Origin of the sequence: Sinorhizobium kostiense, assembly GCF_017874595.1 — a bacterium.
In the GTDB taxonomy this organism is placed as follows: Bacteria; Pseudomonadota; Alphaproteobacteria; order Rhizobiales; family Rhizobiaceae; genus Sinorhizobium; species Sinorhizobium kostiense.
Genome location: NZ_JAGILA010000018.1, coordinates 1 through 3,754 on the forward strand (window position 1 = coordinate 1; position 3,754 = coordinate 3,754).

General features: G+C 65.0%; 1 protein-coding gene. It reads left to right on the forward strand.

The window, feature by feature from the left end:
* Nucleotides 1-3,754 (forward strand): amino acid adenylation domain-containing protein (locus tag J2Z31_RS29015; protein WP_456242963.1); only part of this gene is annotated, 3,754 nt, incomplete at both ends.

Below are 3,754 nucleotides of genomic sequence, written 5' to 3' on the forward strand. Positions count from 1 at the left end.
CCGGCCTGGGCGGAACTGCCGGCGTCGGATCCCGACCCGCGTGCCCTCGGCCTGACCTCCCGGCATCTCGCCTATGTCATCTACACCTCCGGCTCCACCGGAACGCCCAAGGGCGTCATGGTCGAGCATGCGCAAATTGTCCGTTTGTTTGAGGCGACACGGAGCTGGTACGATTTCAACGAGCGCGATGTCTGGTGCCTGTTTCATTCTTTCTCGTTCGACTTCTCGGTTTGGGAGTTGTGGGGAGCGCTGCGCTATGGTGGACGTCTGGTTCTCGTACCGAGGCATATAGCTCGCTCTGCTCCCGACTTTTATAATCTGGTTTGCAAGTCAAGCGTCACGGTGCTCAACCAGACCCCTTCGGCGTTTAAAGCTCTGATCGAAGCCGAGCGTAAGAGTGGGGTTCGCAACCAGCTTCGCTATGTGATTTTTGGAGGCGAGGCCCTGGAGCCTTCCTCTCTGAGGCCGTGGTTCGAACGGCATTCTGAGCATGCCCCACGGCTGATCAACATGTACGGCATCACAGAGACGACTGTGCATGTCACATATCGGCCTCTTAACAAGTCTGATACGTCCAGCTCATGCGGTCCGATCGGCGAACGGATCCCGGACCTTCGAATATATCTGCTGGATCAATTTGGTGCGCCCGTGCCTTTCGGGGCGGTTGGCGAGCTCTATATCGGCGGGGCAGGGGTTGCGCGCGGCTACCTCAACCGTCCGGAGCTGACGGCGGAGCGGTTCCTGGCCGATCCGTTCAGCGGGAAGGCGGATGACCGCATGTACCGGACCGGCGACCTGGCGCGCTATCTGCCGGACGGCAATCTCGAGTTTCTCGGCCGCAACGACGAGCAGGTGAAGATCCGCGGCTTCCGCATCGAGCCGGGCGAGATCGCCGCCCGGCTGCTGGAGCATGCGCTTGTCGGCGATGCGGCCGTGGTGGCGCGCCAGGATGCGACCGGCGACAAGCGGCTCGTCGCCTATGTGGTTGCGAAGACGACGGATGGGTCGGACGAGGCCGATGGCGCCGAGCTGGCGGCGGCGTTGCGGGTCCATCTCGCTGCCCTGCTGCCGGACTACATGGTGCCGGCGGCCTTCGTGCGGCTGGATGTGCTGCCGCTGACACCGAACGGCAAGCTCGACCGCAAGGCGCTGCCGGTTCCCGACGACGAGGCCTATGCGCGCCGGGGCTACGAGGCGCCGCGCGGCGAGATCGAGATGCTGCTGGCCGGGATCTGGGCCCAGCTGCTCGGCATCGAGCGGATCGGCCGCCACGACAACTTCTTCGAGCTCGGCGGCCACTCGCTGCTGGCGGTGCGCCTGCTCGCCCGGCTGACACAGGCCTTTGCAGTGGAGCTGCCACTGGCGACCCTGTTCGCCAAGCCGACATTGGCCGATTTGGCGCTAAGTGTTGGCGAAGTGCTGAACGGTTCTGGTGCACAGGCAGCACCGGCCATCATGCCAGTTGGACGTGCTGGTGCGCTTGCGCTGTCCTATTCGCAGCAGCGTCTCTGGTTCTTGGCACAGCTGGACGAAGACAGCACGAACTATAACATTCCCCTCGGCTGGCGATTGCGCGGCAGGCTCGATCATGCCGCCTGGCGGCGCAGCCTTGATCAGCTGTTTGCCCGTCACGAGGCGCTGCGCAGTGTCTTTGTCGCCCCGCAGGGCCGGCCCCGGGTCGAGCTGCTGCCGGCCGATGCCGGCCTGCCGGTGACAGAGCACGATCTGCAAGAGCTGCCGCATGCGGATGCCGTGCTTGCGGATCTCTACCATGACGAGGCGCGCACGCCGTTCGATCTGGCGCGCGGGCCGCTAATCCGCGGCCGACTGATCCGGCTGGCCGATGACGACCACGTCTTTCTGCTGACGCAACACCACATCGTCGCCGACGGCTGGTCGATGGGCGTGCTGATGCGCGAGCTCAGTCAGCTTTACCGGGCGTTTGCGGCCGGGCGCGCCGATCCTTTGCTGCCGCTGGCGATCCAGTATCCGGATTATGCCGCCTGGCAACGGCAATGGCTGTCCGGCGAGCGGCTGCAGGCCCAGGCGCAGTATTGGCGCGACAGTCTGTCTGGTGCGCCGGCCCGTCTGGCGCTGCCGACCGACCGGCCGCGGCCGGCGCAGCAGTCGTTTGCCGGGGCGAGCGTGCCGGTCGTCATCGACCAGGATCTGACGCGCGGGCTGAAGCGGCTGAGCCGGCAACATGGCACGACCTTGTTCATGACGGTGCTGGCGGCCTGGGCGGCGGTGCTGTCGCGCCTGTCGGGGCAGGACGACCTTGTCATCGGCGTGCCGAGCGCCAATCGCGGCCGCCGCGAGATCGAGGAGCTGATCGGCTTCTTCGTCAACACCCTGGCGGTTCGCATCGATCTGTCGGGTGAGCCGAGCGTGTCCGATCTGCTGGAGCGGACGCGGCGCACGGCGCTCGCCGCGCAGGAGCATCAGGACCTGCCGTTCGAGCAGGTGGTGGAGATCGTCCAGCCGCCCCGCGCCCTCGATCACACGCCGCTGTTCCAGGTGATGTTGGCCTGGCAGAACAACAGCGTCGGATCATTGGACCTGCCGGGGCTGCGGCTGGAGGCTGCAGGCGAGGGGCTCGATCAGGTCAAGTTCGATCTGGAGCTGAACCTGGGGGATCAGGGCGAGGTCATCGCCGGGACTCTGGGCTATGCGACGGCGCTGTTCGACCGGGCGACGATCGAGCGGCAGCGCGGCTATCTGCTGGCGCTGCTGCGGGCGATGGTTGCCGACGCCGAGCAGCCGGTCGGCCGCATTGACATCCTGCCGGCCGATGAGCGCCGCTATCTGCTGGAGGAGCTGAACCGGACGGAAGCGGACTATCCGTCGGAGCTGTGCGTGCACGAACTGTTCGAGGCGCAGGTGCGCCGGGCGCCCGACGCGGTGGCACTGGTCTTCGAAGGGCAGTCGATCTCCTATGATGCGCTCAACGCCCGGGCCAACCGGCTCGCCCATCATCTGATCGGGCTGGGGGTGAAACCGGACCAGCCGGTGGCGATCTGCCTCGAGCGCAGCCCGACGATGGTGGTGGGACTGCTGGCGATCCTGAAAGCGGGCGGCGCCTATCTGCCGCTCGACCAGGCCTATCCGTGCGCGCGGCTCAACCAGGTGCTCGACGATGCCGCCCCGCGGCTCATGCTGTGCGATGCGGCCGGCCGCGAAGCGCTGGGCGCCGAGGCGATCGCAAGCCTGACGGTGATCGATCTCTCGGACGGCGAGCTTTCCTGGGCCGGCCAGCCCGCTGATGATCCCGACCCGCATGCCCTCGGCCTGACCTCCAGCCATCTCGCCTATGTCATCTACACCTCCGGCTCCACCGGAACGCCCAAGGGCGTCATGGTCGAGCATGCAAATACCGTCAACCTGCTGCATTGGAACGACAGCGTTTTTGCCGGATCGGAAACCAGCCGGATGCTGTTTTCGACTTCGATCAATTTTGATCTGTCTGTCTACGAATGCTTCGTGCCACTTTCTCGCGGGGGCACGCTCTATCTCGTCGAGAATGCCCTGAAGCTGGCTCAAGCGCCGGTGGATGTCTCCTTGATCAACACGGTCCCGTCGGCGATCACTTCTCTCCTTGACAAGCAGGCAGTGCCGCAATCGGCAAAGGCTATTAATTTGGCGGGCGAACCTTTGAAGCGCCCGCTGATCGAGAGGCTCTTTGAGAATACGTCTACACAGACGATCTGCAATCTCTATGGTCCCTCGGAGACGACGACCTATTCGACATGGATTT